The 23,777-nt window shown below is 60.4% G+C and carries 21 protein-coding genes; 12 read left to right on the top strand and 9 right to left on the bottom strand.

Annotated features, from left to right (window positions below; genetic code table 11):
• Positions 1-15 precede the first annotated feature (15 nt).
• From pqqA to ACP7BO_RS17190, 6 genes are all read left to right on the top strand, one after another.
• Entirely contained in the window at positions 16-90 is a 75-nt protein-coding gene (gene pqqA, locus ACP7BO_RS17215; protein WP_003444522.1) for a pyrroloquinoline quinone precursor peptide PqqA, read from the top strand.
• 97 nt (positions 91-187) lie between these two features.
• Positions 188-1,099 (top strand): pyrroloquinoline quinone biosynthesis protein PqqB, encoded by a 912-nt coding sequence (pqqB, locus tag ACP7BO_RS17210; RefSeq protein WP_426211644.1) that lies wholly within the window; start codon positions 188-190, stop codon positions 1,097-1,099.
• A gap of 67 nt (positions 1,100-1,166) precedes the next feature.
• Positions 1,167-1,919, top strand: coding sequence for a pyrroloquinoline-quinone synthase PqqC (gene pqqC / locus ACP7BO_RS17205; RefSeq protein WP_397455576.1), 753 nt, complete (start codon positions 1,167-1,169; stop codon positions 1,917-1,919).
• Entirely contained in the window at positions 1,916-2,191 is a 276-nt protein-coding gene (gene pqqD, locus ACP7BO_RS17200; protein ID WP_004419445.1) for a pyrroloquinoline quinone biosynthesis peptide chaperone PqqD, read from the top strand. Before pqqC ends, pqqD begins: the two co-directional genes overlap by 4 nt.
• A complete protein-coding gene (pqqE, locus tag ACP7BO_RS17195; protein WP_426211733.1) occupies positions 2,184-3,329 on the top strand; it encodes a pyrroloquinoline quinone biosynthesis protein PqqE in 1,146 nt (381 codons plus the stop codon). Before pqqD ends, pqqE begins: the two co-directional genes overlap by 8 nt.
• Positions 3,295-5,121, top strand: a complete 1,827-nt coding sequence (locus ACP7BO_RS17190; protein WP_426211642.1) for a S9 family peptidase — start codon at positions 3,295-3,297, stop codon at positions 5,119-5,121. The genes pqqE and ACP7BO_RS17190 overlap by 35 nt, the downstream gene beginning before the upstream one ends.
• Before the next feature lie 77 nt (positions 5,122-5,198).
• Here ACP7BO_RS17190 and ACP7BO_RS17185 read toward each other — a convergent pair whose 3' ends face one another.
• Entirely contained in the window at positions 5,199-5,357 is a 159-nt protein-coding gene (locus ACP7BO_RS17185) for a YqaE/Pmp3 family membrane protein (protein ID WP_004419451.1), read from the bottom strand.
• Positions 5,358-5,532: 175 nt separating this feature from the next.
• The gene (locus ACP7BO_RS17180) at positions 5,533-6,807 is read right to left on the bottom strand and encodes an aspartate aminotransferase family protein (protein ID WP_426211640.1); all 1,275 of its coding nucleotides are present in this window, start codon (positions 6,805-6,807) and stop codon (positions 5,533-5,535) included.
• 229 nt (positions 6,808-7,036) lie between these two features.
• Between ACP7BO_RS17180 and ACP7BO_RS17175 the strand changes: the two genes are divergently transcribed.
• Positions 7,037-7,936, top strand: coding sequence for a LysR family transcriptional regulator (locus tag ACP7BO_RS17175; protein ID WP_426211638.1), 900 nt, complete (start codon positions 7,037-7,039; stop codon positions 7,934-7,936).
• A 328-nt stretch (positions 7,937-8,264) separates the two neighbouring features.
• Here ACP7BO_RS17175 and ACP7BO_RS17170 read toward each other — a convergent pair whose 3' ends face one another.
• The 7 genes from ACP7BO_RS17170 to bioB all read right to left on the bottom strand — a co-directional run bounded on the left by ACP7BO_RS17170 (position 8,265) and on the right by bioB (position 16,946).
• The gene (locus ACP7BO_RS17170; RefSeq protein ID WP_426211636.1) at positions 8,265-10,043 is read right to left on the bottom strand and encodes an acyl-CoA dehydrogenase C-terminal domain-containing protein; all 1,779 of its coding nucleotides are present in this window, start codon (positions 10,041-10,043) and stop codon (positions 8,265-8,267) included.
• A gap of 266 nt (positions 10,044-10,309) precedes the next feature.
• The gene (locus ACP7BO_RS17165) at positions 10,310-12,115 is read right to left on the bottom strand and encodes a phenylacyl-CoA dehydrogenase (RefSeq protein WP_426211634.1); all 1,806 of its coding nucleotides are present in this window, start codon (positions 12,113-12,115) and stop codon (positions 10,310-10,312) included.
• Between the two features lie 283 nt (positions 12,116-12,398).
• The gene (gene bioD / locus ACP7BO_RS17160; RefSeq protein WP_397455571.1) at positions 12,399-13,079 is read right to left on the bottom strand and encodes a dethiobiotin synthase; all 681 of its coding nucleotides are present in this window, start codon (positions 13,077-13,079) and stop codon (positions 12,399-12,401) included.
• Positions 13,076-13,888, bottom strand: a complete 813-nt coding sequence (gene bioC / locus ACP7BO_RS17155; protein ID WP_397455570.1) for a malonyl-ACP O-methyltransferase BioC — start codon at positions 13,886-13,888, stop codon at positions 13,076-13,078. The genes bioD and bioC overlap by 4 nt, the downstream gene beginning before the upstream one ends.
• Positions 13,881-14,612 carry an alpha/beta fold hydrolase gene (locus tag ACP7BO_RS17150; protein WP_397455569.1) on the bottom strand — a complete coding sequence of 244 codons (732 nt, stop codon included), beginning with the start codon at positions 14,610-14,612 and terminating at the stop codon, positions 13,881-13,883. The genes bioC and ACP7BO_RS17150 overlap by 8 nt, the downstream gene beginning before the upstream one ends.
• Positions 14,605-15,777 carry an 8-amino-7-oxononanoate synthase gene (gene bioF / locus ACP7BO_RS17145; protein ID WP_426211631.1) on the bottom strand — a complete coding sequence of 391 codons (1,173 nt, stop codon included), beginning with the start codon at positions 15,775-15,777 and terminating at the stop codon, positions 14,605-14,607. The genes ACP7BO_RS17150 and bioF overlap by 8 nt, the downstream gene beginning before the upstream one ends.
• 113 nt (positions 15,778-15,890) lie before the next feature.
• Entirely contained in the window at positions 15,891-16,946 is a 1,056-nt protein-coding gene (bioB, locus tag ACP7BO_RS17140) for a biotin synthase BioB (RefSeq protein WP_060696688.1), read from the bottom strand.
• An 89-nt stretch (positions 16,947-17,035) separates the two neighbouring features.
• Here bioB and ACP7BO_RS17135 point away from each other — a divergent pair, with 89 nt between their 5' ends.
• The 5 genes from ACP7BO_RS17135 to rarD all read left to right on the top strand — a co-directional run bounded on the left by ACP7BO_RS17135 (position 17,036) and on the right by rarD (position 23,757).
• Entirely contained in the window at positions 17,036-17,776 is a 741-nt protein-coding gene (locus tag ACP7BO_RS17135) for a ComF family protein (RefSeq protein WP_426211629.1), read from the top strand.
• A gap of 59 nt (positions 17,777-17,835) precedes the next feature.
• Entirely contained in the window at positions 17,836-18,600 is a 765-nt protein-coding gene (locus ACP7BO_RS17130) for a TOBE domain-containing protein (RefSeq protein ID WP_426211627.1), read from the top strand.
• An 83-nt stretch (positions 18,601-18,683) separates the two neighbouring features.
• Positions 18,684-20,585: a PhoX family protein gene (locus ACP7BO_RS17125; protein WP_426211625.1), complete on the top strand. Its 1,902-nt coding sequence runs from the start codon at positions 18,684-18,686 to the stop codon at positions 20,583-20,585.
• 1,139 nt (positions 20,586-21,724) lie between these two features.
• On the top strand, positions 21,725-22,699 hold the full coding sequence (locus tag ACP7BO_RS17120) for a serine/threonine protein kinase (RefSeq protein ID WP_397455563.1): 975 nt from the start codon (positions 21,725-21,727) through the stop codon (positions 22,697-22,699).
• Positions 22,700-22,872: 173 nt separating this feature from the next.
• Complete coding sequence (gene rarD, locus ACP7BO_RS17115; protein WP_397455562.1) at positions 22,873-23,757, top strand: EamA family transporter RarD; 885 nt, start codon at positions 22,873-22,875, stop codon at positions 23,755-23,757.
• The last annotated feature ends 20 nt before the right edge of the window (positions 23,758-23,777 follow it).

The following is a 23,777-nucleotide window of genomic DNA, read 5'->3' as shown; positions in this document are numbered from 1 at the left end:
TGAAGGAGTTACCTCATGGCTTGGACTAAACCCGCTTACACCGACCTGCGTATTGGCTTTGAAGTCACCATGTACTTCGCTAGCCGTTGATCTGCACTGCCTCTGTACACAACAGAGCTGAGCAGAGCAACTCAACGCCTCGGTTCGCCGGGGCGTTTTTATTTTCAGATTTGCCAGAGAGCATGCCATGTTTGTCCAGATTCTAGGTTCCGCCGCTGGCGGCGGTTTCCCGCAGTGGAACTGTAACTGCGTCAACTGCGCGGGGTTTCGCGATGGCACGCTGAACGCCAAAGCCCGAACCCAATCCTCGATTGCAATCTCCGATGACGGCGTTAACTGGGTGCTTTGCAACACCTCGCCCGACATCCGCGCACAACTGCAAAGTTTTGCCCCCATGCAACCGGGTCGAGCCCTGCGCGACACAGGGATCAGCGCCATCATTCTGATGGACAGCCAGATTGATCACACCACCGGCCTGCTGAGTCTGCGCGAAGGCTGCCCGCACGATGTGTGGTGCACCGACATGGTTCATGAAGACCTCAGCACCGGCTTCCCGCTGTTTACCATGCTCAAGCACTGGAACGGCGGCCTGAACTGGCACCGTATCGAGCTTGAAGGCTCGTTCACCATCCCGGCCTGCCCGAACCTGCGCTTCAGCCCGCTCCCCCTGCGCAGTGCTGCACCGCCCTATTCACCGCACCGTTTCGACCCGCACCCCGGCGACAACATCGGCCTGATCGTCGAAGACCTGCGCACCGGCGGCAAACTGTTCTACGCGCCGGGGCTGGGCAAGGTCGACGGGCCATTGCTGGAGATCATGGCCGGCAGCGACTGCCTATTGGTGGACGGCACCCTGTGGGATGACGACGAAATGCAACGCCGCGGAGTCGGAACTCGCACCGGGCGCGAAATGGGTCATCTGGCCCAGAACGGCGCCGGTGGCATGCTCGAAGTGCTTGAGCAGTTGCCCGGCCAACGCAAAGTTCTGATCCACATTAACAACACCAACCCGATCCTCGACGAAGACTCCGCCGAGCGCGCCGAACTGGCCCGCCGGGGGGTTGAAGTGGCCTTTGACGGCATGAGTATCGAGCTCTAAATCTGTAGGCGTGAGCTTGCTCGCGAGCAAGCTCGCTCCTACGGAGACATTATTTTCTGGAGGCACCATGACCCACGCCCCTCTCAGCACCACCGAATTCGAAGCCGCCCTGCGGGCCAAGGGCGCGTACTACCACATCTATCACCCCTATCAGGTGGCGATGTACGAAGGCCGTGCGACCCGCGAGCAGATTCAGGGCTGGGTCGCCAACCGCTTTTACTATCAAGTGAACATCCCGCTCAAGGACGCCGCGATTCTGGCCAACTGCCCCGACCGTGAAGTGCGGCGCGAGTGGATTCAGCGCATGCTCGACCACGACGGCGCACCGGGCGAAGACGGCGGCATCGAAGCCTGGCTGCGGCTTGGCCAGGCCGTCGGGCTGGATCCGGAGCAACTGCGCTCCCAGGAACTGGTCCTGCCCGGTGTACGTTTTGCCGTGGATGCCTACGTCAACTTCGCCCGCCGCGCCAGCTGGGAAGAAGCCGCCAGCAGCTCACTGACCGAAATGTTTGCCCCGCAAATCCACCAGTCGCGCCTCGACAGCTGGCCGCAGCATTACCCGTGGATCGATCCGGCCGGCTACGAGTACTTCCGCACCCGCCTGGGTCAGGCCCGGCGCGATGTAGAGCACGGGCTGGCGATTACCCTGCAGCACTACACCACTTACGAAGGCCAGCAGCGCATGCTGGAGATTCTGCAGTTCAAACTGGACATTCTCTGGAGCATGCTCGATGCCATGACCATGGCCTACGAGCTGGACCGCCCGCCTTACCACAGCGTGACCGACCAACGGGTCTGGCACAAAGGAATCACCCTATGAGCTTCGATCGCAGCAAAATCCCGACCTGGCGCCAGGGCTATCGTTTTCAGTACGAACCGGCGCAAAAAGGCCATGTGCTGCTGTATCCCGAAGGCATGATCAAACTCAACGACAGCGCGGCATTGATCGGTGGCCTGATAGATGGCCAGCGTGACGTAGCCGCCATTATCGGCGAACTGGACCAACAGTTCCCCGGCGTACCCGAGCTCGGCGCAGACATCGAGCAATTTATGGAGGTCGCTCGTGCAGAGCACTGGATCGAACTTGCCTGACAGCCGTATTCCGCCCAAACCGGAAACCGGCCTGCCGCTCTGGCTGTTGGCCGAATTGACCTACCGCTGCCCGCTGCAATGCCCCTATTGCTCCAACCCGCTGGACTTCGCCCAACAGGGCAAGGAGCTGAGCACCGAGCAATGGTTCAAGGTGTTTCGCGAAGCACGGGAAATGGGCGCCGCGCAGCTGGGCTTTTCCGGGGGCGAGCCGCTGGTGCGTCAGGATCTGGCCGAGCTGATCGCCGAGGCGCGCAAGCTGGGCTTCTACACCAACCTGATCACCTCAGGTATCGGGCTCACCGAGCAGAAAATCAGCGACTTCAAAAAGGCCGGCCTGGACCACATCCAGATCAGCTTTCAGGCCAGCGACGAACAGGTGAACAACCTGCTGGCGGGCTCGAAAAAAGCCTTCGCGCAGAAACTCGAAATGGCCCGCGCGGTGAAGGCCCACGGCTACCCGATGGTGCTGAACTTCGTGACCCATCGGCACAACATCGACAAGATCGATCGCATTATCGAGCTGTGCATAGCCCTTGAGGCCGACTTCGTCGAGCTTGCCACCTGCCAGTTCTACGGCTGGGCCCAGCTCAATCGGGTCGGGCTGTTGCCAACCAAAGAACAGCTGGTGCGGGCTGAGCGCATCACCAACGAATACCGGGCCAAACTGGCAGCCGAAGGCCACCCCTGCAAGCTGATTTTCGTCACCCCGGACTATTACGAAGAACGCCCGAAAGCCTGCATGAACGGCTGGGGCAGCATCTTTTTGACCGTGACACCTGACGGCACTGCCTTGCCGTGTCATGGTGCGCGTCAGATGCCGGTCGAGTTCCCCAACGTGCGCGACCACAGCATGCAACACATCTGGTACGACTCGTTCGGCTTCAATCGTTTTCGAGGCTATGACTGGATGCCCGAGCCTTGCCGCTCGTGTGACGAGAAAGAGAAGGACTTTGGCGGTTGTCGTTGCCAGGCCTTCATGCTCACCGGCGATGCCAGCAATGCGGACCCGGTTTGCAGCAAATCGCCGCAACACGACTTGATTCTCAAGGCGCGCGAAGAAGCCGAGCACGCCACCCAGACCATCGAACAACTGACGTTCCGAAATGATCGAAACTCACGTCTCATCGCAAAAGGCTGAACCCTTCAGCGCCGCACTCGCCGTAGCCGCCGGAGTCGATTTCGCAGAGTTGCGGGTCGGTCCGGCCGGGCTGTTCTGGAATGAATACCGCCCTGCTGACGCCGCCTGTCGCATCTGGCACTGGCGCGATGGCCAGGCACGTTGTCTGACACCCGACGGATTCAGTGTGCGCAGCCGGGTATACGAGTATGGCGGTGGGGCGTTCTGCCTGAGCGATAGCGGTGTGGTGTTCGTCAACGAATCCGACCAGCAACTGTATCTGCAAACCCTGGACGGCAAGGCTCCACAAGCACTGACCCGGGGCACTTGTCGCTATGGCGATGCGCAATACACCGACGGGCAGGTACTCGCCGTCGAAGAAAATGCCGACCGGCACCGACTGGTCAGCATCAGCCTCGACACCCTTGAGCGCCGGATATTGGCTGAAGGCGCCGACTTCTACGCCGCCCCCACCCTCAGCCCTGACGGTCAGCGTCTGGCCTGGATCGAATGGAGCCGGCCGCATCAGCCGTGGACGTCGACCCGTTTGATGCTGGCTGAAGGCAACGTCGATGGCCGCTGGAATACCCCGCGCTGCATCGCCGGCGACCTCAGCGAAGAATCACTGCAACAACCGCGCTTCGACGAACACAACCGCCTGTATTGCCTCACCGATCGTGCCGGCTTCTGGCAGCCGTGGGCACAATTTGCCGATGGCCTGATACCTGCCCCGAGTGCTGATGCCGATCACGCCCCAGCACCCTGGCAACTGGGCACCAGCACCTGGCTCCCACTGGGAGAGAAGGCCTATCTGGCCAGCTGGACCGTGGGCGGTTTCGCACGCTTGGGCATCCATACGCCTGACGGCCATCTTGAAGATTACACCGGGGATTACAGCCGCTTTCGCTGTCTGGCACTGGATGATGAGTTCATCTATTGCATTGCCGCATCACCGGTCAGCCCCTCGGCCGTGATTGCCATCCGCCGCCGCGACAAACAGGTCAGCGTTCTGGCCGGGGGCATTGCACCGCTTCCCCCCGAGCAGATCAGCCGCCCACATACCCTGCGCTACCCCTCCGGTGGCGGCGAAGCCCATGGCTTTTTCTACCCGGCGATGCACGGCGAAACCAAACCGCCATTGGTGGTGTTTGTTCACGGTGGCCCGACATCGGCCTGCTACCCGATGCTCGACCCGCGCATTCAATACTGGACGCAGCGCGGTTTTGCCGTTGCCGACCTCAACTATCGGGGTAGCACTGGCTACGGTCGCGACTATCGTCAGGCCCTGCATCTGAAATGGGGGGAGGTGGATGTTGAAGACGCCTGCGCTGTGGTCAGCTACTTGGCGGCCCAGGGTTTGATCGATGGCGAAAACGCATTTATCCGTGGTGGCAGTGCAGGCGGCTATACCACCTTGTGTGCGCTGGCATTTCACGATGTCTTTCGTGCGGGAGCCAGCCTGTATGGGGTCAGCGATCCGATCGCCCTGGCGCGTGCCACCCACAAGTTTGAAGGCGACTACCTGGACTGGCTGATCGGCGACCCGCAACAGGATGCCGAGCGTTATGCGGCGCGCACCCCGTTACTGCATGCCAGCCAGATCCGCGTGCCGGTGATTTTCTTTCAGGGAGAGTTGGACGCCGTGGTCGTTCCGCAACAAACCCGCGACATGCTCAAGGCGCTGCAAGATAACGACATCCCGGCTCGGGCGTACTACTACCCCGATGAGCACCACGGATTTCGCAAGGCCAAAAATCAGGAACATGCACTGGAACAGGAATGGTTGTTTTATAGCGAGTTGCTGGCCAGATAACCCTTGGACTGCGCACCACCTGTAGGAGCGAGCTTGCTCGCGAGCTGTTGATCTTGAAGCTCGCTCCTACAGTTCCATTAGCGCTTGGCGATGATCCATACCGCGTGAACGATCCCCGGGATGTAACCGCACAAGGTCAGCAGAATATTCAGCCAGAATGCGCCGGCAAATCCCACCTGCATAAACACGCCAAGTGGAGGGAGCAAGATCGCAAAAATGATTTTAATAAGGTCCATGAGTTCAGCTCCCAATTGATAGCGGGCCCAATCGAGCCCTACAGCTAATCGACTGCGCACGCGATTAAAAGGTTCAGTCGGTACTTATCCTGGACAAAAAAACGCCCCGTGCCGAACAAAACAGGCACAGGGCGCGCGGTACACCGCGAGACGGTTCTTTAAATCCGGTATGACTCTAAATTCTGCGGCACTGCAACTGCGCCGTTCGTACCCGTGCAAACGCCCGGGCCAGACGCAGCAGCATTTCATCGATGTTGCCTTTGCTGACGCACAGCGCAGGGGTGAAGCGCAGACAGTCCGCCTGAGGCGCGCTGATCAGCAAACCTTCGTACAAGGCCGCCTTTACCACGGCCTGCGCCGAGTCATCCGACAAGGTCAGCCCCCAGAACAGGCCCTGGCCACGCAGTTCACCCTGTGCATAACTATTTGCCAAACGGGCCAGGCCCTCGCGCATGTACTGACCGGTGTCCCGCACCTGCTGCAGAAAACCTTTTTCCAGCAGCGTCTCAAGCACCGCACCGCCGGCAGCCGTCATCAATGCGTTGCCATGATGAGTACCGCCCAACTCTCCCGGCTCCAGGCAACAGGCTTTGCCCCGCGCCAGCACGGCGGCCAGAGGCACACCGCCGCCCAGGCCTTTGCCCAGGGTTACGATGTCGGCACGTACGCCGTAGCTCTGTTCCGCCAGCAAGGTGCCACAACGCCCCATCCCGGTCTGGACCTCATCCAGAATCAGCAAGATGCCCAACTCGCGACACAGCCGTTCGACGCCCTTGAGGTAATGCCCGGTCGCCGGGATCACGCCGGCATCGCTCTGAACCGGCTCCAGCATGATGGCCACGGTCTGCGCGTCGACGGCGGCGTGCAACGCTGGCAGATCGTTGAACGGTACGTGGATAAAGCCCGGCAATTGCGGCTCAAAGCGGTTCTCAAAGTTGCTGCTGCCCGAAGCGGACATCGCGCCAAAGCTGCGACCGTGGCAGCTGTGGGTTGCGGTAATAATTTGATGGGCGCCGCCACGATGCAGTTGCCCCCACTTGCGCGCCAGTTTGATCGCGCCCTCGTTGGCCTCGGCTCCGGTGTTAAGAAAATGCACCTGGTCACTGCCGGTGCTGTCGCACAGACGCGCGGCCAGGCTCAGCATTCCCCGATTGTAAAAACCCGCCCCCGGATTGATCAGCGACTGCGCCTGATCAGCCATCGCCTTGATCAACACGGCCGGGCTATGGCCCAGACTGTTGACTGCCCCGCCCTGGGTAAAATCCAGATAGGCACGGCTTTCGCTGTCCCACAGCCATGAGCCCTGGCCCCGCACAAAGACTTGAGCGGCACGCTCGACGCTGGGCATCAGGCAGGCGCGGGACTGGCGGCCGTCGTGAATTGACGGGGCAGACTCAGCTGCCATCAGGTTGAGGCTGGGCTGGGGACGACGCAGGTTAAACAGGTTCATGCACGCTGACCTTGTGATCATAAGCAGATCCGATTTGCAAGCGGGTGTCTTGTGCATGAATGGTCGTGCTGTGGGCAAGTTATATTGCCTAACCTATGCAAAAACTCTCATGCAAATCAGTGATCTTCTGGCTCTCAGGCTCTACGGCCCTTGTGGAATGGGCGTAGACTAGGCGCCGTCGGGCCTTTGAGCCATTTCGTTTTTTAAGCATTTTCGATAAGTAATACTTATGGATTTTAAGCAACTGCGTTATTTCGTCGCGGTCTACGAGGAAGGTCATGTAGGACGTGCTGCAGAGCGCCTGTCCATCTCACAGCCGGCGCTGTCCCAGCAGATACGCCACCTGGAGCACAACCTCGACGTCAGCCTCTTTGAACGCAGCAGCAAACGCCTGCTGCCGACCCTGGCTGCCCATACGTTGTACAACCATGCCTTGCCGTTGCTCGATGGCTTGCAACGGGCCAAAGAGGCACTGAGCAACTTCCAGGGCCAGGCGTTGCGCACGATTGCCATCGGTGTACTGCAAACCGTGCACACCAGCCTGGTGCCGCAGATGCTTGAGCGAGTACGCCAGGCCCAGCCGCATCTGGTGGTGCAGATATATGAACTGACGGGCATCGAGATCGAACGGCGCCTGCTCAATGGGTCACTCGACATCGGTATCAGCTACCTGCCGCCACGTCAGCCCGGGCTACACGGCTTACTGCTGTACGAAGACGAGTTGCAACTGGTAATCCCGGCCGATCATCCGTTGCGCGAATTCAAGAAGGTGTCACTGACGCAGGCTGCAGAACTGCCCATGTTGCTGCTGGGGGAAGAATTTCAGGTGCGCCAGATCTGGAAGAGCCAGCTCGCAAGCCTGGGCCGTCGCCCACAGGTTCAGGCTGAACTGAACACCATGGCCGGGATTCTCGAAAGCTTGCCCCATACCAGGCTGGCGACGGTATTGCCAGGGCGCTCGCGACACGAGCACGACAATCAGGCATTGCTCTGGAAGCCGCTCAGTGAACCGCGCGTACCGCTTAAAGTAGGGTTGGTATGCCGTGATGTACAGCGCCAGCAGGCGACTCTTGAACTACTGCGCACGTTGCTGGAGGAAGTGACGCATCGCAAAGACACGACACTGTAGCCCTTCGCCTCATTCATTGTGGGAGCTGGCTTGCCAGCGGCCATAAGTCGGGAGCTGGCTTGCCAGCGGCCATAAGTCGGGAACTGCCAGGCGCATCAAAATCCAGACGCACAAAAAAGAAAACCCCGCCTAGGCGGGGTTTTGCAGACTGTTTCCCTGACATCCTTTTCACTCCGCCTTCCTGGCAGAATCCTACGTGTCCCTGTTGTTGCTTTGAGCTTCCTGCTCTACGTCCCTGATAAGTAGATTACCCATGGATCCAATCTGGCGATATGGGCGATTGGCAGTACGCAATGTAAGCAAATGCTTACATTGCCCTGACAAGACTTTAGAAATGCGCTTCATCCAGCAGGTAAAGCGATTCGCTGCCGGCCTTCACGGACGCACTCAACGAGTGAATACGTGGCAGCAGACGCGCGAAGTAGAAGCGTGCAGTGCCCAGTTTGCTGACATAGAAGGCTTCTTGCGACTCCTTGCCCAAAGCAGCCTTGGCCATCAATGCCCACATGTAGGCATAGGTCGTGTAGCCAAAAACCTGCAGATACTCGACCGAGGCCGAGCCGATTTCATTCGGATTATTTTGCGAGTGCTCCAGCACCCAGGCCGTCAGCTCGTCAAGCGTGTCCAGAGCTGCAGCCAGAGGCTGGGTGAATTCGTCCAGGCTGCTGGATTGCGCGGCGATGAACTGACGAATTTCGTCGGCAAACAAGCGGTAGTAAGCCCCGCGGTTACCGACGATTTTGCGGGCGACCAGATCCAGCGCCTGAATACCGTTGGTGCCTTCGTAGATTTGCGTGATGCGTACATCACGCACCAGTTGCTCCTGGCCCCATTCCCGAATATAGCCATGCCCGCCAAACACTTGCTGGCCATGCACAGTGGTTTCCAGCCCCAGATCAGTCAAAAAGGCCTTGGCCACAGGCGTCAGCAAAGCCACCTGGGCATCGGCCCGCTCACGCGCCGCCGGGTCTTCGCTGAACTTGGCAATATCCAGCTGGTTGGCGACGTAGGTCGAAAAGGCACGTCCGCCTTCGTTGCAGGCTTTCATGGTCAAAAGCATGCGGCGCACATCAGCATGAACGATGATCGGGTCAGCCACTTTGTCCTTGGCCTGAGCGCCGGTTGCCGCACGCCCTTGCAGGCGGTCGCGGGCGTATTCCACAGCGTTCTGATACGAACGCTCGCCCGAAGCCAGGCCCTGAATACCGACGCCCAGACGCTCGTAATTCATCATGGTGAACATCGCCGCCAACCCACGGTTAGGCTCGCCCACCAGATAACCGACGGCTTCGTCGAAGTTCATCACGCAGGTGGCTGAAGCCTGAATCCCCATTTTGTGTTCGATGGAACCACAGGTAACCGGGTTGCGCTCACCCAGGCTTCCATCGGCATGCACCATGAACTTGGGCACCAGAAACAGCGAAATGCCTTTAGGACCGGCGGGCGCATCGGGAAGTTTGGCCAGAACCAGATGGATAATGTTTTCCGTGAGGTCGTGCTCACCACCGGTGATGAAAATCTTGGTGCCGCTGACTTTGTAGGAACCATCTGCCTGGGGCTCGGCCCTGGTGCGAATAATCCCCAGATCGGTACCGGCATGGGGTTCAGTCAGGCACATGGAGCCCGCCCACACGCCCGAGTACATATTCGGCAGGTAAGTGGCCTTCAATGCTTCGCTGGCGTGAGCGTTGATCGATACGCAGGCGCCCGCCGTCAGCATCGGGTACAAACCGAAAGCCAGGCTGGAGGAGTTGATCATCTCTTCGACCTGGGCCGACACCGACTTGGGCATGCCCATGCCGCCGAACTCCGGGGCGCCGCCCACGCCGACCCAGCCGCCCTCAGCGTAGGTTCTGTAGGCGTCGACGAAACCGGCAGGTGTCGTCACCACGGTGTCCTTCCAGTGGCAGCCTTCTTCGTCGCCGCTGCGACTCAACGGCGCGATGCTTTTGGCGGTGACCTTTCCCGCTTCTTCGAGAATGGCTTCAACAGTTTCAGCATCGACGGAATCAGCTAATGCAGGCAATTGCGCCCAAAGAGCAGCAACCTCGAAAACTTCATTGAGGACGAAGCGCATATCGCGCAGGGGCGCTTTGTAATCAGCCATGGCAAACCTCGTAATCTGTAAACGTTCAAGCCCGAACGGGCAGTTGAAACCGGAGCTCAGTCTAACTTAACGACGATAGTGATACATAGAGTCAAGCTGTGACCACGCAGAATAGTTAAGTCACGACCTGTAGGAGCGAGCTTGCTCGCGAGCTGTTTGTATAAAAGCCCGCGGGCAAGCTCGCCCCCTGCAACAAGGGGTACGTACAAAATAAAAAAGCCGCGTCCCCTGAGGAGAAGCGGCTTTTGCAGATGACTGGCCGGGGCTTAGTAGCCCAGGTCGAAGTCCTCTTCTTTCATGTCCATCAGGTTGCCTGCACCCGACAGCATGGTGGCAACGTGCGTACGGGTACGCGGCAAGATGCGCTGGAAGTAGAAGCGCGCGGTCTGCAACTTGGCTTTGTAGAACGCTTCTTCGGACGTGCCCGCAGCCAGCTTTTCAGCTGCCAGACGCGCCATGTCGGCCCAGAAATACGCCAGGCATGCATAGCCGGAATACATCAGGTAGTCGACCGAGGCCGCGCCCACTTCTTCACGGTCCTTCATGGCTGCCATACCGACCTTCATGGTCAGCTCGCCCCATTCCTTGTTCAGTGCAGCCAGCGGTGTCACGAATTCCTGAACGGCTTCGTTGCCTTCGTTGGTCTGGCAGAACTTGTGCACGATCTTGGTGAAGCCTTTAAGCGCCTCGCCTTGAGTCATCAGCACTTTGCGGCCCAGCAGGTCGAGTGCCTGAATACCGGTGGTGCCTTCGTACAGCATCGAAATGCGGCTGTCGCGAACGTTCTGCTCCATGCCCCACTCAGCGATAAAGCCGTGGCCGCCGTAGATTTGTACACCGTGGTTGGCGGACTCAAAACCGACTTCAGTCATGAACGCCTTGGCGATTGGAGTCATGAAGGCCAGCAGTGCATCGGCTTTCTTTTTCTCGTCTACATCAACGCCATATTTCACAATGTCGACTTGCTTGGCGGTGAAGTAAACCATCGCACGGTTGCCTTCGGCGAATGCCTTCATGGTCAACAGCATGCGACGTACGTCCGGGTGGACGATGATCGGGTCAGCGGCCTTTTCAGGCTCTTTAGGCCCGGTCAGCGAACGCATTTGCAGACGGTCGCGAGCGTACTTCAAACCACCCTGGAAACCGATCTCGGCATGGGACAGCCCCTGCAAAGCGGTGCCCAGACGTGCCGTGTTCATAAAGGTGAACATGCAGTTCAGGCCTTTGTTCGGCGGGCCGATCAGGAAACCTGTAGCGCCGTCGAAGTTCATCACGCAGGTCGCGTTACCGTGGATGCCCATTTTGTGTTCAAGGGAGCCACAGGACACCGCGTTGCGCTCACCGATGCTGCCATCGGCGTTAGCGTGGAACTTGGGCACGATAAACAGCGAAATACCTTTGGTGCCGGCCGGTGCATCCGGCAGGCGGGCCAGAACGATATGGACGATGTTGTCGGCCATGTCGTGTTCGCCGGCCGAGATGAAAATCTTGGTCCCCGAAACTTTGTACGAACCATCAGCCTGAGGTTCGGCCTTGGTACGCAACAGACCCAGATCGGTACCGCAGTGCGATTCGGTCAGGCACATGGTGCCGGTCCACTCGCCGGTAACCAGCTTGCTCAGGTAAGTGTTCTGCTGCTCGGGAGTGCCGTGCTCGGAGATGGTGTTCATCGCACCGTGGGACAGCCCCGGGTACATGCCCCACGACCAGTTGGCCGCACCAACCATTTCACTGACTGCCAGACCCAGAGACTCCGGCAGGCCCTGGCCGCCGTGTTCTACGTCGTGAGCCAGGCTAGGCCAGCCACCTTCAACGAATTGTTTGTAGGCTTCTTTAAAGCCGGTAGGCGTTTTAACCCCGGATTCACTCCAGGTGCAGCCTTCGATATCACCCACGCGGTTCAGCGGTGCTAGCACTTGCTCACAAAACTTGGCGCCTTCTTCAAGAATGGCGTCAACCATATCTGGAGTAGCGTCCTGGCAAGCCGGCAGGCTCTGATAGTGCGCTTCGTAACCGAGCAGTTCGTCACGAACGAAGCGAATATCACGCAAGGGGGCCTTGTAGTCAGGCATAGCGATAAACCTCTGCTGATGAATCCGGGGATGAACAACCGCGTGGATTTGTTATGGCGGTCAAACAGGTGTTTGAAACATACGTTTACGCCCATTTATTGTCAAGCAGCGCTATGCCGCCGTTCGTCTTGGCATATCAGCAACGCGTTTATATGGGGCCTGTCTCGAACGGTGGGAGCCGGCTTGCCGGCGATTTCATCAGCGCCTGGGCACAGGCACACCCGCCCCCAGGATCGCTGGCAAGCCAGCGCCTACAAGGGAGCAGTCACATGGGGAACAGGGCTTAGTCCAGCAAATCCAGCTGCAGATGCTCGGCCACCGCTTGTGCCGAGGCGCTCTTGAGCTTTGGTACCCGGCCCAGGCAGGGCGCCGGAAGGCGCTCAGCCAGGGTGGCGAGGTTTTCTTCAAGCCGGGAGGTCTTCGGCCCAATGATGTTGGCCACCCAACCGGCCAGTTGCAGACCATCCCGCGCAATCGCCTCGGCCGTCAACAAGGCATGGCTGATGCACCCCAGGCGCACGCCCACCACCAGAATCACCGGCAGATCCAGTGCCTGGGCCAGATCCGACAAACTGTCTTGCCCGGACAGCGGCACGCGCCAGCCTCCGGCGCCTTCAATCAGGGTGAAATCCGCCTGCCGGGCCAAAATCTGGCGCATGGGCAACAACAACGATTTCACCGTCAGCACCACACCGACTTCGCGCGCAGCAATGTGCGGAGCGATAGCCGGTTCGAAAGCCACGGGGTTGACCTCGTCATAGCTGAGCTTGATCGAACACTCTGCCATCAGCGCCAGCGCGTCGGCGTTACGCAAACCTTGAGGGGTGTTGTCACAGCCCGAAGCCACCGGCTTGCCCGCCGCCGTGCTCAATCCGGCCTCGCGTGCGGCATGCAACAAACCTGCTGCAATCGTGGTTTTGCCAACGTCGGTGTCGGTGCCTGTAATGAAGTACGCAGGGCTCATCGCGTTTTCTCCAAAATCCCGTAGACCACCTGATACGTCGCCGGCAATCCAAGAGGCTGACGAAACTGTTCGTAAGCACCCACCAACCCCTGAAGCCGCGCCCTGCCGGTCAACCCTTCAGGGCGGCCGGGGTTGAGGTTATGGGCCCCCAGGGCTTTCAACTCATGGGTCAACTGGCGTACTTGCGGGTAGTGCAGCACATGCGGCTGATTGTGCAAGCCGAGCACATCCAGGGGGCTTTCGGCACACAGCTGTTGATACGTTTCGAACTCACGGAAGCGATTGACGTGGACCTGGCCATCGACCACCCGCCAGCTGTCACGCAACTCCCTCAATGTACCCACGCACAAACTGGCAAAGGCAAATACTCCTCCGGGCCTGAGCACCCGATGGGCTTCGCTGAGCACGGCATTGAAATCGGCACACCATTGCAGCGCCAGGCTGGAAAAAATCAAATCACAGCTGCCCGATTGCAGCGGCAGGCTTTCGGCATCCCCGGCAATAAAGTGGTGCGCTCCGCCCTGGGGCCGGGCGAACGCCAGCATGCCCTGGGCGATGTCCAGCGCCAGGCCTTCGCTGTGAACAAAACGCTGGCCCAGCACCCGGCTGAAATAGCCTGTGCCGCTGCCCAGATCCAGCCACCGCTGCGGTCTCAGATCGGCCGGCAAACGGGCGGCCAGTTCATGACCAACCGCGCGCTGCAGCTCAGCCACGCTATCGTAGCTGGCCGCGGCCCGGGAAAACGAAACCGCCACCTGACGTTTGTCCGGCAGGCAATTGGCGGGGGTTGCAAAACCAAGATCAGTCATCACCCGACTCATGTAAAAAAGCCTGGATCGCCGCCGCCAATTCGTGGGGAGCTTCCAGTAAGAAGGCATGACAGGCCTGTTCAATCAGACCCACTTCGACATCAGGTAACAGCGCCAGCATGTCTGTTGCCGCCTGTACCGGCACCAGCCCGTCAAGCCCGGCAAACAAATGCAATTGCGGCCCGTTGAACGCCTGCAAGGCACGCCGCGTATCAAGCTTGCCCAGTAACTCCAGGCCTGCAAGCAGGATGTCCGGTTGCGCTTTGGGTGCGCCACTCAACAGCTGGCTGGCCAATGCACGAGGCTCGGCCGAGCCCTGGCTGCACAACAGACAAAAGCGTTTGAGGGTGGTGTTGGGCGCTTCGCGAAAACCACTGAGGAAGGGCTCGAAGGTCGAGGCCGGCATCCCGCTTGGCCAATCGTCACGGCTGACGAAACTCGGGTTGCTGGCCAGAGTCACCAGCCCGCAACAACGATCACCCCGGCGTGCAGCCAGCTCCGTGGCGAGCATCGCGCCCAACGACCAGCCACCCAGCCAGACGTTGTCGGGCAGCGTGGCATCCAGTTCATCGAGCCAGTCTTGCAGGGTCGTCGACGCCAGCACCGGCAGCGGCTCGATTTCAACCCGCAAGTGCTCGTCCAGGCCCCGCAACGCTGCAGCCAGGGGCTCCAGTGGTGAAACCCCCAGGCCCCAGCCGGGCAGTAAAATCAGACGATCACGCATGGTCGGGCTCCAGCTTGCGCCAACAGTCATCGAGTGCATTTAACAATAGCTGCACCTGCGCCTGCGTGTGCGCGGCGGACAGTGTCACGCGCAATCGCGCGCTGCCTGCCGGCACCGTTGGCGGACGAATGGCCGTCACCATCAGCCCGCGCATCCGCAACATCTGCGACAAACGAATTGCCCGGCCACTGTCGCCAATCATGATCGGCTGGATCGGCGTGAAACTCTCCATCAGCTGCAGGCCAATCTGCTCGGCGCCACGCCGGAACTGGCCAATCAATTGGTTGAGGTGTTCACGGCGCCAATGTTCGGTGCGCAACAGCTCGAGACTTTTCAGCGTGGCACAGGCCAGCGCGGGCGGCTGACTGGTGGTGTAAATATAGGGCCGGGCGAATTGAATCAGACTTTCAATCAGCTCTTCACTGCCGGCCACAAATGCACCGCTGGTGCCGAATGCCTTGCCCAGGGTGCCGACCAGCACCGGCACATCGTCCACACCCAAGCCGAAGTGCTCGACAATCCCGCCGCCATTGGCCCCTAAAGGACCGAAACCGTGGGCATCATCGACCATCAGCCACGCGCCTTTGGCCCTGGCCTGGCGAGCCAGTGCGGGAAGGTCGGCCAAATCACCGTCCATGCTGAACACGCCATCAGTCACCACCAGCGTATTACCGTTGGCCTTCTCCAGCCGCGCGGCCAGACTGAGTGCGTCGTTATGCAGATAACGATTAAAACGCGCACCGCTCAACAAGCCTGCATCCAGCAGCGAAGCATGATTGAGACGGTCTTCGAGCACCGTATCGCCCTGCCCCGCCAAAGCGGTAACTGCGCCCAGATTGGCCATATAACCATTGCTGAACAACAGCGCCCGCGGGCGACCGGTGAACTCGGCCAGCGCCTCCTCCAGCTCGTGGTGCGGCGTGCTGTGGCCGACCACCAAATGTGATGCCCCGCCGCCCACTCCCCAGCGCGATGCACCGGCCTGCCAGGCTTCGATGACCTGCGGATGATTGGCCAGACCGAGATAGTCGTTACTGCAAAAAGCCAGTAACGGCTGACCATCGACCACCACCTGCGGCCCTTGCGGGCTCGCAAGCAATGGACGCTGGCGGTATAGATTGTCGGCACGACGCGCGGCCAGACGGGCGTTCAGATCAAAAGACATGCTGGCCTCGAAAACAGATGGCGCACAACCTGCAGGAGCGAGCGGCCCCTGCAGGAGCGAGCTAGCTCGCGAGCCGTTTAAGAGCTCGCTCCTGCAGAGGGTGGGGCTCGGGTTTAAACCGCAGCGTTATAGAACTGTTCGCTGGATTTCTGATCCATCAGCGCGTGCTCAATGGCCGCCTGATGCACTTCATCCGCATGGTCTTCGCGGGCCTCGGGCAGGATGCCAAGGCGGCTGAACAACTGCATGTCCTTGTCAGCCTGCGGATTGGCCGTGGTCAGCAATTTGTCACCGTAGAAAATCGAGTTGGCCCCGGCAAAGAATGCCAGCGCCTGCATCTGCTCATTCATCGCTTCACGCCCCGCCGACAGCCGCACGTGGCTCTGCGGCATCATGATCCGCGCCACCGCCAGCATGCGGATGAAATCAAACGGGTCGATATCTTCCGCGTTTTCCATTGGCGTACCGGCCACTTTCACCAGCATGTTGATCGGCACCGATTCCGGGTGCTCGGGCAAGTTAGCCAGCTGGATCAGCAGATTGGCCCGGTCATCCAGCGATTCACCCATGCCCAGAATCCCGCCGGAGCAGATTTTCATCCCGCTTTCGCGCACGTAACTCAGGGTTTGCAGGCGCTCGCTATAAGTGCGGGTGGTGATGATGCTGGTGTAGAACTCGGGCGAGGTGTCGAGGTTGTGGTTGTAGTAATCGAGCCCGGCGTGAGCCAGTGCGCTGGTTTGCTCCTGATCCAGCTTGCCCAGGGTCATGCAGGTTTCCAGCCCCAGCGCCTTGACCCCTTTGACCATTTCCAGCACGTAGGGCATGTCCTTGGCCGAAGGATGTTTCCAGGCTGCGCCCATGCAGAAACGGGTAGCTCCGATCGCCTTGGCCCGGGCCGCTTCTTCAAGTACGGCTTGCACCTGCATCAGCTTCTCTTTGGCCAGGCCGGTGTTGTAATGGCCCGACTGCGGACAATATTTGCAATCTTCCGGGCAAGCCCCGGTCTTGATCGAAAGCAGCGTCGAAACCTGCACCCGATTGGCATCGAAATGTGCGCGGTGAACAGTCTGGGCCTGAAATAGCAGGTCATTGAATGGCTGAACAAACAAGGCGCGAACTTCGGCTAAGGACCAATCATGTCGCAAGTTGGCAAGGGTGCTGGCGCTCATCGGCGTTTCTCTTGATTTATGCTTTGACTTGAACCTGAAGCAAGCGCTTCAGGCACGGCACGGATGCCCGGCATGTTTAAGGATGCGACATGAACTGTCAACCACATTGGATTCGACAGGTTGACATCTGGTTATTTAATAACCACACCTGTTTACTCTGCGATGAAGCGATCGAGAGTGCTTTACCGATCTGCAGCGCCTGTAAACTGGAGCTGCCCTGGCTGGACGAGAGCTGCCAGCGCTGCGCCTTGCCATTGCCAATGTCTGGACTTATCTGCGGTCATTGCCTCAAGCAACCGCCTGCCTTCGAGCAGGTGCATGCAGCCTGGGCGTACGATTTTCCGGTCGACAGCCTGATCGTACGGTTCAAGCACAACAGTAAATGGCCCTATGGCCGACTGTTGGCCGAACTTCTCGGCCGATGCCTGCTTGATCGCTTCAACTGTGGCCAGGAGCGACCCGACTTTTTGCTGCCGGTACCGCTGTCCGTTCAGCGTCTGCGCCAACGTGGCTATAACCAGGCGGCAATGCTCTGTCACTGGCTCAGTGCGCAGTTGAGTATCCCGAGGTGCGAGCACTGGCTGCTGCGCACCCGGGACACCCCTGCGCAACAGGCGCTGGGCGCCAAAATCCGCAAGCGCAATCTGCTGCAAGCCTTTGCCCTGGCACCGGGGACGCAGGTCAAGGGGCTGCATCTGGCCCTGATCGATGACGTACTGACCACCGGGGCCACTGCAGAAAGTCTGGCTCGTCTGCTGCTCAACGCCGGGGCACGGAGGGTCGACGTGTACTGCCTGGCCCGTACCCCGAAACCTGAAGGCGCACCTTGACGGCCCCCGGGTCTAGCAGGCACTTTGCGCGGCTCGACCCGTCTAGCGAATCCGCCGTCATGCACCTGCCCACCCTGCTTGCACAACACATGGTCCGCCGCCCGCAGCGAATTGCGCTGTTACAGCACATTGCCGAACAGGGCTCGATCACTGCCGCGGCCAAAAGCGCGGGCATCAGCTACAAGGCTGCGTGGGACGCCATCGATGAACTGAACAACCTGGCACAAACGGCGCTGGTGCAGCGAAGTGTTGGCGGCAAAGGCGGAGGCGGCGCGCGACTGTCCGACGCCGGTGAGCGGGTGCTGCGCCTTTACCAGCGCCTGCAGATATTGCAGAGCCAGGTGCTGGACGCCGCCGAAGATGCCGAAGACCTCGACCTGCTGGGCCGCCTGATGCTCAGAACCAGCGCCCGCAACCAGTTGCGCGGCAGCGTGATCGCCATCGCCAGTCATGGCCATAACGACATGATTGAGCTCGAACTGTCGGGCGGCCTGACGTTGCACGCGCAAATCACCCGCGACAGTACCCTGCGCCTGGAGCTGGCTGTGGGCAGCCCGGTGGTGGCCCTGATCAAGGCCGGCTGGCTGCAAGTGATCGATGCCAGTCAGACACCGCCCCCTGAGCACAATCATCTGCAGGGGCAGATTGAGCAGATCCTCCACGCCGAAGACGGCCCCAGCGAAGTGCGCATCAGCCTGTCCGGCGGCCAGATTTTGTGCGCCCTGAGCGAACCGCAACACCTCGAAATACTCGGGCTCAAGGCGGGCAGCGCGACGCAGGTGCAGTTTTCGCCGTCGCTGGTGTTGCTGGGCACCCCTGTGTAAAGGTCAGGACTGCGGTTTGAAACATTGCTGTCATGCCCGCTGCTTATGGTGACTGCCAAAACCGTCTGCGAGCCGAGCCTGTCATGACCCTGTTAAAAGAAGATCAACTCACTGACCTTGAGCAAATCATCGGCCTTAGCCGGCGTAGCTTTATCGGTGCCGGCGCCTTGTGCGGTGCAGCCATGTTTTTGGGCGGCGGCCTGCTGAGCCGTAGCGCCCTGGCTACCGGCATCAGCGCCGCCTCCAGCCAATTGCTGGGTTTTGACAGTATCAAGGCGGCCACCACTGACAGTATCAGCCTGCCACCCGGCTATCGCTCCAGCGTACTGATCAGTTGGGGTCAGCCGCTGCACGCCGCAGGCCCGGCGTTCGACCCCAGCGGTAACGGTTCGGCCAAGGCCCAGGAAGTGCAATTCGGCGACAACAATGACGGCATGAGCCTATTTGCCTTCCCCGATGACCCGAACCGCGCGCTGATGGCCATCAACAACGAATACACCAACTATCGCTACCTGTACCCCCATGGCGGCATGCCCGCCTCACTTGAAGACGTGCGAAAAGCCCAGGCCAGCGAAGGGGTATCGGTCATCGAAATCCGTCGTGCCGACGCCGGCTGGCAGTTCGCCCAGGGCTCGCCATTCAACCGTCGCGTACATGGCAATACACCGATCCGTCTGGGCGGGCCGGCGGCCGGTCATGCCTTGTTGCGCACCGGGGCCGACAACAGCGGCACCCTTGCCCTGGGCACCTTCCAGAACTGCGCCAATGGCAAAACCCCGTGGGGCACCTACCTGACCTGTGAAGAGAACTTCACCGACTGCTTTGGCAGCTCCGACCCAAAACAAAGCTTCGACGCCGCGCAAAAACGTTATGGCGCAGTGGCCGCCAGCAAAGAAATCAACTGGCACCCCCATGACCCGCGCTTCGATCTGGCGGTCAATCCCAACGAGCTCAATCGCCACGGCTGGGTGGTCGAAATTGACCCGTTCGACCCGCACTCCATGCCCGTCAAACGCACTGCGCTGGGCCGCTTCAAGCACGAGAACGCAGCCCTGGCCGAAACCACAGACGGCCGGGCGGTGGTCTACATGGGCGACGACGAACGCGGCGAGTTTATCTACCGGTTCATCAGCCGCGACCGGATCGACCATAAAGACCCCAAGGCCAATCGCGACCTGCTGGACCACGGCACCCTTTACGTTGCCCGTTTTGATGACGGCGACAAAAACCCCGACCTGCCCAGGGGGCAGGGTCAGTGGGTGGAATTGAGCCATGGCAAAAACGGGGTCGATACTGCCAGCGGTTTCGCCAACCAGGGCGACGTACTGATTCATGCACGCCTGGCGGGCAGCGTGGTAAATGCCACACGCATGGATCGCCCGGAATGGATCGTGGTCAGCCCCAAGGACGGCCAGGTCTATTGCACCCTGACCAACAACGCCAAACGCGGCGAAGACGGGCAACCGGTCGGCGGGCCCAACCCCCGGGAGAAGAATGTCTACGGGCAGATCCTGCGCTGGAAAGCCCACAACGGCGATCACGGCGCCGACACCTTCGACTGGGACCTGTTTGTGGTCGCCGGCAACCCTGTGGTGCATGCCGGTCAGCCCAAAGCCGGCTCGTCCAATATCACCGCGCAAAACATGTTTAACAGCCCCGATGGCCTGGGCTTTGATGACGCCGGACGCCTGTGGATCCTGACCGACGGCGATGCCAGCAACGCCGCAGACTTTGCCGGCATGGGCAATAACCAGATGCTCTGCGCCGATCCGGTCAGCGGCGAAATCCGCCGCTTCATGGTTGGCCCGATTGGCTGCGAGGTAACAGGCATCAGCTTCTCCCCTGACCAGAAGACGCTGTTTGTTGGCATCCAGCATCCCGGTGAAAACGGTGGATCCACCTTCCCCGAGCACCTGCCCGACGGCAAACCGCGCTCCTCGGTCATGGCCATCAGCCGCGAAGACGGCGGCATCATCGGCGCCTGATGCAACGCCGGCCCTATTGTGAGAGCCGGCTTGCTGGCGACAGCATCACCGCACAACGCCAGACCCGGCGTTGTGCCTGAATCGCTGGCAAGCCAGCACCCACAGAAAGGCCCCATTGGCCACCACCCTCTGTAGGAGCCGGCTTGCTGGCGATAGCATCCCCGCACAACGCCAGACACGGCGCGGTGCCTGAATCGCTGGCAAGCCAGCTCCCACAGAAAGGCCCCATTGGTCGCCACCCTCTGTAGGAGCCGGCTTGCTGGCGACAGCATCCCCGCACAACGCCAGACCCGGCGTTGTGCCTGAATCGCTGGCAAGCCAGCTCCCACAGAAAGGCCCCATTGGTCGCCACCCTATGTAGGAGCCGGCTTGCCGGCGATAGCATCACCTCACAATTCCAGACACGGCGCGGTGCCTGAATCGCTGGCAAGCCAGCTCCCACAGAAAGGCCCCATTGACCGCCACCCTCTGTAGGAGCCGGCTTGCCGGCGATAGCATCCCCGCACAACGCCAGACCCGGCGTTGTGCCTGAATCGCTGGCAAGCCAGCTCCCACAGAAAGGCCCCATTGGCCGCCACCCTCTGTAGGAGCCGGCTTGCCGGCGAAAGCATCACCGCACAACGCCAGACCCGACGTTGTGCCTGAATCGCTGACCAGCCAGCTCCCACAGAAAGGCCCCATTGCCTGCCACCCTCTGTAGGAGCCGGCTTGCCGGCGAAAGCATCACCGCACAACGCCAGACACGGCGCGGTGCCTGAATCGCTGGCCAGCCAGCTCCCACAGAAAGGCCCCATTGGTCGCCACCCTCTGTAGGAGCCGGCTTGCCGGCGATAGCATCCCCGCACAATGCCAGACCCAGCGCGGTGCCTGAATCGCTGGCAAGCCACCTCCCACAGAAAGGCCCCATTGACCGCCACCCTCTGTAGGAGCCGGCTTGCCGGCGATAGCATCCCCGCACAACGCCAGACACGGCGCGGTGCCTGAATCGCTGGCAAGCCACCTCCCACAGGCCTGCCCATTAGCCAGCTCCCACAAAGAGGCCCATTGGCCGCCAGCCACAAGGTTTAGTGCCAGATCGTTGCCGGTCTGCGCTAACATGCATGGCCGGACGCGGCAGCCTGCTGCGCGCAGGAGTCAGCATGTCTCATCCGTTTGCAACACTTACCCCTGATCTGGTGCTCGACGCCGTCGAAAGCATCGGTTTCCTGAGCGATGCCCGCGTGCTTGCGCTCAACAGCTACGAAAATCGCGTGTACCAGGTCGGCATCGAAGACTCGGAACCGCTGATCGCCAAATTCTACCGACCGCAACGCTGGACCAACGAAGCCATCCTCGAAGAGCACCGCTTTACCTTCGAGCTCGCCGACTGTGATGTCCCGGTGGTCGCGCCGATGATCCACAACGGCCAGAGCCTGTTCGAACACGCAGGCTTTCGCTTCACCCTGTTTCCGCGCCGGGGCGGCCGTGCGCCGGAGCCCGGCAATCTCGATCAGCTGTACCGTCTGGGGCAACTGCTCGGGCGCCTGCATGCCGTAGGCGCGACCAAGCCGTTTGAACACCGCGAAGCGCTGGGCGTGAAGAACTTTGGCCACGACTCGCTCACCACCCTGCTCGAAGGCAACTTCATTCCGCGCAGCCTGCTCCCGGCCTACGAGTCGGTGGCCCGTGACCTGCTCAAGCGCGTTGAAGATGTGTACGCCGCCACCCCGCATACCAACATCCGCATGCACGGCGATTGTCACCCCGGCAACATGATGTGCCGCGATGAGGTGTTCCATATCGTCGACCTCGACGACTGTCGCATGGGCCCTGCGGTGCAGGACCTGTGGATGATGCTGGCCGGTGATCGTCAGGAGTGCCTGGGCCAGCTGTCAGAACTGATGGACGGCTACAGCGAATTCCATGACTTCAACCCGCGCGAACTGGCGCTGATCGAACCGCTGCGGGCCTTGCGCCTGATGCACTACAGCGCGTGGCTGGCACGCCGCTGGGACGACCCGGCATTCCCCCACAGCTTTCCGTGGTTTGGCTCCGAGCGCTACTGGGGCGACCAGGTGCTGGCCTTGCGCGAACAACTGTCGGCACTCAATGAAGAACCGCTGAAGCTGTTCTGACCCGCCCCCGACTTTTGTAGGAGCGAGCTTGTTCTGTAGGAGCGAGCTTGCTCGCGAGCTTTTACCCGAAAACGAACAGCTCGCCCCTACAAAAACTTTGCTCGCACTCTGTAAAACCTGCTTACACTCTTGGGCTGTTCCGTATCAGTTAGTTGCCTAAGCAAGGATTCTGCATGCAAGCCGCCAACCCGCGTCGCGGGTACATTTTAGGCCTCAGCGCCTATATCATCTGGGGCATCTTCCCGCTCTACTTCAAACTACTCGCCAGCGTCCCCGCGGCCGAGATCATCGTGAACCGGGTGCTCTGGTCTGCGCTGTTTGGCTCGCTGTTGCTGCTGGTATGGAAGCACCCAGGCTGGTGGCAGGAGCTGCGCGACAACCCCAAACGCCTCGGTGTACTGGCCATCAGCGGGCTGTTGATCGCGGCCAACTGGCTGACCTACGTGTGGGCGGTCAATAACGACCGCATGCTGGAAGCCAGCCTCGGCTACTACATCAACCCCCTGGTCAACGTATTGCTCGGCATGTTGCTGCTGGGCGAGCGCCTGCGCCGCCTGCAATGGATGGCCGTAGGGCTTGCCGCCCTCGGGGTCGCACAACAGGTGTGGCAAGTCGGCAGCCTGCCGTGGGTGTCACTGGTGCTGGCACTGAGCTTTGGCTTTTACGGGTTGATCCGCAAACAGGCGCCGGTCAAGGCGCTGCCGGGGCTGGTGGTCGAAACCTGGATTCTGGTGCCCATCGCCATTGGCTGGCTGCTTATGCACCCCGAGGCCAACAGTGCCCATGCCGAGTTCTGGAGCACTAAAGAAGCCTGGTTACTGGTGGCTGCAGGCCCGGCAACCCTGATCCCTTTGGTGAGTTTCAACGCCGCGGCACGGCACTTGCCCTACACCACCCTGGGCTTTATGCAGTACATCGCGCCGACGCTGGTATTGATTCTGGCGGTCTCGGTATTTGGCGAGCATTTGTCCGAAGCCACACTCATGGCCTTTATGTTTATCTGGGCCGGTCTGGCGGTCTATACCCTCGATGCAGTGCTGACCCTGCGCCGGGGGTAGGGGGGCACAACGCGGCCGGA

Source organism: Pseudomonas sp. TWR2-1-1, from assembly GCF_049897045.1.
Taxonomy (GTDB): domain Bacteria; phylum Pseudomonadota; class Gammaproteobacteria; order Pseudomonadales; family Pseudomonadaceae; genus Aquipseudomonas; species Aquipseudomonas versuta.
The sequence above is the reverse complement of the archived record's forward strand: the minus strand, read 5'-3'. Positions and strand labels throughout refer to the sequence as shown.

Bases quoted from the DNA above. Each gene is read 5' to 3' on its own strand.
- ACP7BO_RS17130 (WP_426211627.1), top strand. From the start codon at position 17,836: ATGCACCTGCCCACCCTGCTTGCACAACACATGGTCCGCCGCCCGCAG.
- bioB (WP_060696688.1), bottom strand. From the start codon at position 16,946: ATGAGCGCCAGCACCCTTGCCAACTTGCGACATGATTGGTCCTTAGCC.
- bioC (WP_397455570.1), bottom strand. From the start codon at position 13,888: ATGACTGATCTTGGTTTTGCAACCCCCGCCAATTGCCTGCCGGACAAA.
- ACP7BO_RS17190 (WP_426211642.1), top strand. From the start codon at position 3,295: ATGATCGAAACTCACGTCTCATCGCAAAAGGCTGAACCCTTCAGCGCC.
- ACP7BO_RS17175 (WP_426211638.1), top strand. From the start codon at position 7,037: ATGGATTTTAAGCAACTGCGTTATTTCGTCGCGGTCTACGAGGAAGGT.
- pqqC (WP_397455576.1), top strand. From the start codon at position 1,167: ATGACCCACGCCCCTCTCAGCACCACCGAATTCGAAGCCGCCCTGCGG.
- ACP7BO_RS17135 (WP_426211629.1), top strand. From the start codon at position 17,036: ATGAACTGTCAACCACATTGGATTCGACAGGTTGACATCTGGTTATTT.
- ACP7BO_RS17165 (WP_426211634.1), bottom strand. From the start codon at position 12,115: ATGCCTGACTACAAGGCCCCCTTGCGTGATATTCGCTTCGTTCGTGAC.
- ACP7BO_RS17120 (WP_397455563.1), top strand. From the start codon at position 21,725: ATGTCTCATCCGTTTGCAACACTTACCCCTGATCTGGTGCTCGACGCC.
- bioD (WP_397455571.1), bottom strand. From the start codon at position 13,079: ATGAGCCCTGCGTACTTCATTACAGGCACCGACACCGACGTTGGCAAA.
- rarD (WP_397455562.1), top strand. From the start codon at position 22,873: ATGCAAGCCGCCAACCCGCGTCGCGGGTACATTTTAGGCCTCAGCGCC.
- ACP7BO_RS17125 (WP_426211625.1), top strand. From the start codon at position 18,684: ATGACCCTGTTAAAAGAAGATCAACTCACTGACCTTGAGCAAATCATC.
- bioF (WP_426211631.1), bottom strand. From the start codon at position 15,777: ATGTCTTTTGATCTGAACGCCCGTCTGGCCGCGCGTCGTGCCGACAAT.
- ACP7BO_RS17170 (WP_426211636.1), bottom strand. From the start codon at position 10,043: ATGGCTGATTACAAAGCGCCCCTGCGCGATATGCGCTTCGTCCTCAAT.
- pqqD (WP_004419445.1), top strand. From the start codon at position 1,916: ATGAGCTTCGATCGCAGCAAAATCCCGACCTGGCGCCAGGGCTATCGT.
- ACP7BO_RS17185 (WP_004419451.1), bottom strand. From the start codon at position 5,357: ATGGACCTTATTAAAATCATTTTTGCGATCTTGCTCCCTCCACTTGGC.
- ACP7BO_RS17180 (WP_426211640.1), bottom strand. From the start codon at position 6,807: ATGAACCTGTTTAACCTGCGTCGTCCCCAGCCCAGCCTCAACCTGATG.
- pqqB (WP_426211644.1), top strand. From the start codon at position 188: ATGTTTGTCCAGATTCTAGGTTCCGCCGCTGGCGGCGGTTTCCCGCAG.
- ACP7BO_RS17150 (WP_397455569.1), bottom strand. From the start codon at position 14,612: ATGCGTGATCGTCTGATTTTACTGCCCGGCTGGGGCCTGGGGGTTTCA.